Genomic DNA, 7619 nt, shown 5'->3' on the forward strand with positions numbered 1-7619 from the left:
CCATAAAATATCAATAATAATAACTTAATAGCTTTTTGTAAAATTATATTTTTAATAAAATATTATATATATTTTTAATTATTATTTCAACTTTTCTATTTTAAGATACCTTTATTAAATACAGAATATTTATTGCAACTTATATATTTAAAATCATATATTATAATGAGGTGATGAATATTGGAAGAACAAAAAACTTTAAATTTAGGAAATACGACATCTCACGTTAAAGAACCTACAGATCTTACCTTACAAGAAACAAATGAAATGCTTAAACAATTGCCTAAAATTTTAAATCAAATGAAAAATATTATCTTAAGTAATAATCATAATTTGGCTTCCTTACAAATTGAAGTTCAGATTATGAAATCTGAGCAAATGAAATTTAAAAATGATATTACTCAGGTATTAAACATTATATCTGAAAAATTTACAACAATTGATAAACTTCAAGAAGATTTATCCATATTAGATCAAGTATTAGGTAAGAAAATTACTGAGCTTGAAGATGAAATAGTATTGACACAGCAAATGGCTACAAAAAGTTTAAATGAAGTTCTTAAATTTAAGGAGCATTGGAAAATCTAATAGGACTGTAGTTTATGGTACAGTCCTATTAGATTTTATAAGTAATAAATAATTCTTACTTTAATAAAAGGATAAATGAAATTACATTTACCCTTAAATTTATATATTATTAGTTTAATCCTGTAAGCAAATATATAAATAATAAAATACTTATTATTGCACAAATATTAGTTACTGCTTTGGATTTTCTCTTTTTAACATTCTCATCATTTTTATCTTCTGTGGTATAGCTAAATAAATGTGTAAATTTATAAAGTAAATTTTTCATACTATCAACTCCTAAGATTTGTGCAAAAAGGACAGCTTTTACACTATCCTTTTTACTTTTCATTTTATTTTATTATTATTTATAGGGCGTTATTATAATTTATAATGAACTTGATTGTTCACAAGCAATTTCAGCTTGCTCTATTTCTAAGTTTTTCTTATCTGCATAAGCTACGAATGGTAAGTAAATTAGTACTGAAACTGCAATATTTATTAATGCTACCGCACCTGCTTGCCATTGTCCAGTTGCTAAAATAGCTGATATTACTGGTGGACAAGTCCATGGAACTACTGCTGATGCTGGTGCAACAAAATTCATTGCGCTTAATACATATGCAATTACTGCGGATACCATTGGAGCTAATATAAATGGTATAATGTATATTGGATTTAATACTATTGGTAATCCAAATATAACTGGTTCATTAATATTAAAGAATGCTGGACCTGTTGCAATATTTCTAATTGACTTGTTTATAGCACTCTTTGATTTAAATATCATAGCTATCATTAGTGCTGCTGTCAATCCTGATCCCCCAAGATTAACATAAGAATCTAAGAATTGGCTGTTTATTATATTAATCCCTTGAGTGTTTCCTGCTGCTATAGCTGCCATATTTTCAGCTGTTAATGCAAGGAATATTGCATTTATAACTGGAGCTAATATATTTGATCCATGTAATCCAAAGAACCATAATACTTGTTGTATAAAAATTAGTAATAATAATACTGGTAAAGAATTTGCAAGACCCATTAATGGTTTTTGTATTAATGTGTAAACATGCATATAAACTTCTTTGTATCCTAAAGCTTCTAATATAGCAAATACTACTCCTACTAAAGTTAAAGTAATCATTGTTGGTAATAAAGCTGAAAATGATCTTGATACTGCTGGTGGTACTCCATCAGGCAATTTAATAACTAATTTCTTATTTTGAGCTAATTTAGCAAAAATTGTACCTGTAATTAAAGTAACTATTAAAATAGTAATTAATCCTGAAGGTCCAAGCCACTTTGTAAATAAACCTGGTTCCCATCCAAGTGTTCCTGCATCAAATCCTCCCCAAGTAACTGGAGCTTTGTAATCAAACATATTTGTTAAAATTAAGCTTGATGCTAAAGTAACTAATCCTGTTGCAAAACCATCGACATCATAGGATTTACCTAATGCATATCCTATTGATATTGCAGCGAATAACCCCATTAAGAACATTGATCCACCATAAACATTTAATGCAATTACATCTAACCAATGTAAAGGCATACCTGCTGCAAATAAATCTTTAACTGATTGAATTGGAAAATTGTGAATTAAAAGACCAAAAGAACCAATAATCATAAGTGGCATTATTGTAGCAAAACCATCACGTATAGCTACTAAGTGTCTTTGAGCACCTATTTTAGATGCTATTGGAACAATATAACGTTCCATCCAGTTCATGAATTTTTCCATTTAAAATCCCCCTTAAATTTTGATTTATATTTACTGATTTCCTCTTAAATATTTTTTACTGATAATTTCATTGTAAAGAGTAATCAGTTAATAGACATTTTAAAATCCTTTACATAAAAGCTTTTTATATTTATGTCTTTTCTTACTTATATATAAAGCAATTTGCATGCCAACTTTTTTAAATTTGTCTTTTTCTCTAAACCATTGATATATCTAGCTTTGAGCCTATTATCTTTTACACACTTATTTTTTAACCTCTGTGTAATTGTATTACACAAATTTGTATTAAATTTTATTTGTGTAATAATATGTTAATAATTTTATGTTTTTTTTATTTTAACTTCAGTATTTACAAAAAAATTCTGGCATAAGCCAGAATTTTTTAAACACTAGATTAAATACTATCTATTCTTTTAGTTTAAATGAGAATTTACTCCATGGCTTTATATAATCTAATAAGAATAATTCATCTTTACTTATCCTTGCAACAACATTTGTTTTTCCTATATTCTTCATATCCTTTAAAGCTATTTGTAACTCTCCTGCATATCTAGTGTATAAATCCGTATCGATTAAAATGTCCCCTCTTTTTATATCTACCAAATTGTATGGTGGGAAGCTTTCTCCTTTATACTTAACTCTACTCTGAGTGCTTCTTGCCATATATTCTGAAGAATCACCCCTATTAAAATGGAATTCTTCTAAAACTATTTTTCTATCTAAATCCCTTATATCTTCTATCAATTCAACCGTAAACTCTAACATATTCTTATTTAATTCACTTAATGCTTTAAGTTCTTCTTCACATGCAAATGCATTTGCTATTATTACATCATCAATTAAACCTGTTGCAAATAAGTGCTTAGCTTGAACTTCTATTGGCAAATCTCTATGCATCTCTAATGTGCATAACCCTTCTGAAACTGGCCAAGGTCCATACTTTGCTGAAGGTGAATTAACAAAAGCCGCCGTTCTTATCCCTAATTCTTTAAACTGTTTACTTGAATTTATAAAATTATCATATGATAAACCTGTATATATATGTGGATAAAAATTATGACATCCATATAGATTATTTAAATTTGCCTTATATGAAAGTATATTATCTACATATTTCGTTCCATTACTTATATTCAATTCTATTTTTAGTCCGTATTCATTAAAAGTCATAACCGATTCTTCGTACCCACTAAACCCCATATCAAGTCTTATACCTGATAATCCAATTTCCTTAAATACTTTTAAATCAAATATTGATGCTTTAAGCTTATTAAATACATTTGGATCTATATCTGCTATAACTTCCATATCATATTCATTAGCCACACTTACTATTTCCTTAAATTCTTCTAATACAATATCAAGATCTTTATCGCTTGCAGATATTAAACATGTAAAAATTCTTTTAAAATTATATTTTGCAGCAAGTCTTATATAATTCTTTATTTCATTAACAGAAGAATTGTTAGGATATACAGAAATTCCTAGCTTATTCATTTTTACACTCCACCTTACTTAACTTTTCATGAAGATCTATAATTTCTTCTGCTAAATCCTTCACTACTATAGAAGTCATTAAATGATCTTGTGCATGTACTAATAATAATGATACTTCGCTCCTATCTCCTGCCGCTTCCTTCTGAATTAAGCTAGTTTGTGTAGCATGGGCATCACCTAAAGTTTCCTTTGACTTTTCTAGTAATTCTCTTGCTTCATCAATTTGTCCAATTTTAGCTAATTGCATAGCTTCCATTGCATAGCTTCTAGCCTCACCACTAAAGATTATTAGATTCATTATAATTTTTTCCATTGGCTCCACCCCTTTTACGTTTATTACTACTTGCTACTCATTAAAAGAGCTTGTTTTAAAACCTTCTCACCATTCATTGTTCCATAATCTACTGTATTGATTACCTCTACCGGAACCCCTAGCGGTTCAAATTTTGCTTTCATCTTACTTAATAAAAATCTAACTTGAGGTCCTAGTAATAATACATCTATTTCATTTTCGTGCTTTTTTAGTTCTGCCTCTCCAACAGCATTTATTGTACAATCAATACCTTTAGCTTTAGCTGCTGTTTGCATCTTACTAACTAATAAGGATGTTGACATTCCAGCTGAACAAACAAGTAATATTCTCTTCATTTAAATTACCTCCCTATATATAATTCCTTACACTATTTTATAAAGCAATTTTAATGCCAAATTTAATTTTATAAAATTATCATTTATTAACATAGTCAAAGGCCCTTATTTAGTCATTTTCAGTTATAAAACAATAAACTTTCAGTGTGTAAATGTTTATTACACACTTTATAAAAAGTGTCTATGAGTTTTTTGATTTTACACAGATGTTTTGTTGTTAATTACCATCTTTACTATGTGAGCCAATTCATTTTCTCCAATATTGATTTTATAATTTTCCTCTAAAATTTTTAAACATTGTTTAATAAGTATAAACTCTTTATTATTTGAATGTCTAAATTCATTTAACATAACAAAAGGAGTTTCTTTACCACCTTTCATTAATTTTTCTATTAAGAAACATGTGTGAATCATTATTCCTATTTTTACTTCATGTATCAATTTAATATTTAAATGTTCTTCTATATTAAGTAATACTTTTCTTATATTTCTTACAAGTTTATAAGAATCTATATTATCTATTTGTTTTTCCATACTTTCAATTATTTTATAATATTCTTCTTCTTGAGATATAAGTTTTTCTAAATCGTCTATCCCATCCCCAGATAATATTTCTGCTGCTGATATAAAAGGTATATTTGGTACATAAGTATTCATTACTCCAACTATTGCAAGTATATTATATTTTTCACCTAAAGACTCTATATTACTATAAAAATCATCTTTATCTAGTATATTAAGTGCATGAATTTTAATATTTAATTTATTATTCATATTATTTTCTATTATTTCTTTTAATCTTTGAGCAGAACCATCCCCAGTAAAGCAAGAAGTAATCACAATATTTTCTTTTCTATCAATTTTTGATGCCGCACCTTGAACCCCATATCTTTTTATCTCTAAACAAGATTCATATATTTCTTTTAATCCTCGTCCGTTCAAAGCCTTTCTTCCAGCTTCTATAACTAGTAAAGTTGTAACCATATCAATAGCTTTTACATTGATATCAGTTTCTTCCTTTATCATATCTGCAAAATTAGTTAAAGATCCCATATCTACTAAAAGAAAAACTCCTTTACCTGCATGTATTTCTTTTATTTTTTTCATTGCAATTCTATACATATCTTCTGCTTTCATACTCAAAGGCATGTCTAATGCTTCAACATATTCTTCTCCAATTAAAGAATTAGCTACCTCTACCATTGATGATGCTGTAGAATGACCATGCATTATAACTAATACAGATACTTTTTCATCCTTGATTGTATCTTTTTCATAAGGATTAGTTGCTAAAAACATAGTTATATAACCAATTTCATCTAAAGGAACTTCAATTCCAAAGCGCTTATCTATAACACTTGCAACTTCCATGGATACAATAAACTCTTTAGCATACTCACCTCTTATAAAATTTAATTTAGGATGGAATATTTTTATCCCTTGTCTTATTCTCTCTAAACTCCCTTGAATATGAAGAGCTAATCCAAAATAAACCTTTTCATCATATTCTCTATTCAACTTATTAGATGCAAATAAAAGGATCTCCTCTACTAAATCCACAATTTCCAAATCTACTATCTTTGATATCTCTTCTCGTCTAAACTTTTCAGGTAAATCTCTTATATATTTTCTAAAATATTTTTCTATATCTATATTTAAGATTTCATCAATTTCCTTTTCTTCTATTCCATCATTTTTTAGTTCTTCTATCTTTTGTTCAATTCTATCATAAAACATGGTACCTTCCTTAAATTCTTCTAAAGTCTCTCCATCTTCAATTAGTATAATTTTATTCTTATATGAAAATTTAAGAACATCTCCCATATTATTTAAAATTTCTTCTACTTCTTCTCTATATTCTTGTAACTTCATAAGTCCCATTTTTACTCTTTGATGTAAATCTTCTTGCTCAACTAATATATAGTCTTTACTCTTTGCTTTATACTTTAAAAATGCCCTTGCGCAAGAAAGTTGAATATCACTTTTTAATTGACCTATATTATTTGGACAATCATATAGTAAAAACGATATCAAAGCATTCTTATTAAAATAAATACTTTTAGATACTCTTTTTGATTCATTCTCTATAAATTCTCTAAGTAAATAATACCTTTCCTTTATATTTTTCTCTTTTAAAGATGGTAATGTTATAACCATTGGTATCCTTCTTGTAAATGTCTTAAGCAAAAAAGATTGTGGATCTTCAGTTGTAGCTGCTATAATTTGCGCCTCTACATGAACTAACTTTTCAGTATCTCCTAAAACCCTAAAATGGCCTTTATCTATATATGTAAATAGCATCTCTTGCCCCTGCGGTGATAATCTATGAATTTCATCTAAAAATAATATCCCACCATTGGCTTTTTTTAATAATCCATCTCTATCTGTGTCAGCCCCTGTATATGCTCCTTTTTTTACACCAAATATCTGAGCCATAACTAACTGAGGATTATCAGCATAATCGGCACAATTAAATCTTACAAAAGGAGCTTCATTATTTATTACTTTAGACTCCATTGCAAAATTATACATAGCTTCAGCAAACATTGATTTTCCTACTCCGGTTTCTCCTAAAATTAAAGTATGTAACCCATTAGGAGGATATAATATCGCTGCTTTAGCTTGTTGAATTGGCATTTGTAAGCTTAACTTCGAACCTACTAAAGTATCCAAGGTATTTCTTTTAAGTTCTCTATTTCTTTTCTTGGGTTCAGTACTTACTTTTTCCTCTTTATCAACAGCACAACTATATTTAACTGGATGTCCTTCAATTTTGTTAATAACACCGCTTTTATAAAGCTGATTTAAATATCTGCTTACATTAGCTCTATCTAAGTTCATAAAAGTGCTAAGTTCAGTTGCTGTTATACTATTACTCATTTTTACTTCTAATTCCTTTAAAGCATTATAAACTTCGTTTATTTTACTCATATTTTTTCATCATGCCTCCTAATGTAAACTTTTATATAAGTTACAATAACATCCTACACTTAACTAAGTTATTCTTAAAATTTACAGAATTTAATTAAATATAGTACTTCATCAATTTATATAAAAAGATAAATAGTGCATATGTTTTCAACTTAACTCTTCCACTTAAATAAGCTTATTAATTATTAACTTTATAAATCAATAATGATGTTAAATATTAGTTGAAACATATATA

At 27.6% G+C, this 7619-nt stretch carries 7 protein-coding genes; 1 reads left to right on the forward strand and 6 read right to left on the reverse strand.

All coding sequences use genetic code 11. From position 1 onward, the window contains the following. Positions 1-180 precede the first annotated feature (180 nt). Positions 181-588: a hypothetical protein gene (locus tag A500_RS04990; RefSeq protein ID WP_016206494.1), complete on the forward strand. Its 408-nt coding sequence runs from the start codon at positions 181-183 to the stop codon at positions 586-588. A 109-nt stretch (positions 589-697) separates the two neighbouring features. On the opposite strand, the gene A500_RS20305 is transcribed toward A500_RS04990, so the two are convergent. From A500_RS20305 to A500_RS05015, 6 genes are all read right to left on the reverse strand, one after another. Continuing rightward, complete coding sequence (locus A500_RS20305) at positions 698-856, reverse strand: hypothetical protein (protein ID WP_157453611.1); 159 nt, start codon at positions 854-856, stop codon at positions 698-700. 99 nt (positions 857-955) lie between these two features. After that, positions 956-2308, reverse strand: a complete 1353-nt coding sequence (locus A500_RS04995; RefSeq protein ID WP_016206495.1) for a PTS sugar transporter subunit IIC — start codon at positions 2306-2308, stop codon at positions 956-958. Positions 2309-2713: 405 nt separating this feature from the next. Continuing rightward, positions 2714-3805 carry a DUF871 domain-containing protein gene (locus tag A500_RS05000; RefSeq protein ID WP_016206496.1) on the reverse strand — a complete coding sequence of 364 codons (1092 nt, stop codon included), beginning with the start codon at positions 3803-3805 and terminating at the stop codon, positions 2714-2716. Then, positions 3798-4118: a PTS lactose/cellobiose transporter subunit IIA gene (locus tag A500_RS05005; RefSeq protein ID WP_016206497.1), complete on the reverse strand. Its 321-nt coding sequence runs from the start codon at positions 4116-4118 to the stop codon at positions 3798-3800. The genes A500_RS05000 and A500_RS05005 overlap by 8 nt, the downstream gene beginning before the upstream one ends. A 26-nt stretch (positions 4119-4144) precedes the next feature. Beyond that, positions 4145-4453: a PTS sugar transporter subunit IIB gene (locus tag A500_RS05010; RefSeq protein WP_016206498.1), complete on the reverse strand. Its 309-nt coding sequence runs from the start codon at positions 4451-4453 to the stop codon at positions 4145-4147. 198 nt (positions 4454-4651) lie between these two features. Further along, a complete protein-coding gene (locus tag A500_RS05015; RefSeq protein ID WP_016206499.1) occupies positions 4652-7384 on the reverse strand; it encodes a sigma-54-dependent transcriptional regulator in 2733 nt (910 codons plus the stop codon). Positions 7385-7619: the final 235 nt, after the last annotated feature.

Origin of the sequence: Clostridium sartagoforme AAU1 (genome assembly GCF_000401215.1) — a bacterium.
Lineage (GTDB): Bacteria > Bacillota > Clostridia > Clostridiales > Clostridiaceae > Clostridium > Clostridium sartagoforme.

Excerpts from the sequence above, each read along its gene's own strand:
- A500_RS04995 (WP_016206495.1), bottom strand. The coding sequence starts at position 2,308 with ATGGAAAAATTCATGAACTGGATGGAACGTTATATTGTTCCAATAGCA.
- A500_RS05000 (WP_016206496.1), bottom strand. The coding sequence starts at position 3,805 with ATGAATAAGCTAGGAATTTCTGTATATCCTAACAATTCTTCTGTTAAT.
- A500_RS05005 (WP_016206497.1), bottom strand. The coding sequence starts at position 4,118 with ATGGAAAAAATTATAATGAATCTAATAATCTTTAGTGGTGAGGCTAGA.
- A500_RS20305 (WP_157453611.1), bottom strand. The coding sequence starts at position 856 with ATGAAAAATTTACTTTATAAATTTACACATTTATTTAGCTATACCACA.
- A500_RS05015 (WP_016206499.1), bottom strand. The coding sequence starts at position 7,384 with ATGAGTAAAATAAACGAAGTTTATAATGCTTTAAAGGAATTAGAAGTA.
- A500_RS05010 (WP_016206498.1), bottom strand. The coding sequence starts at position 4,453 with ATGAAGAGAATATTACTTGTTTGTTCAGCTGGAATGTCAACATCCTTA.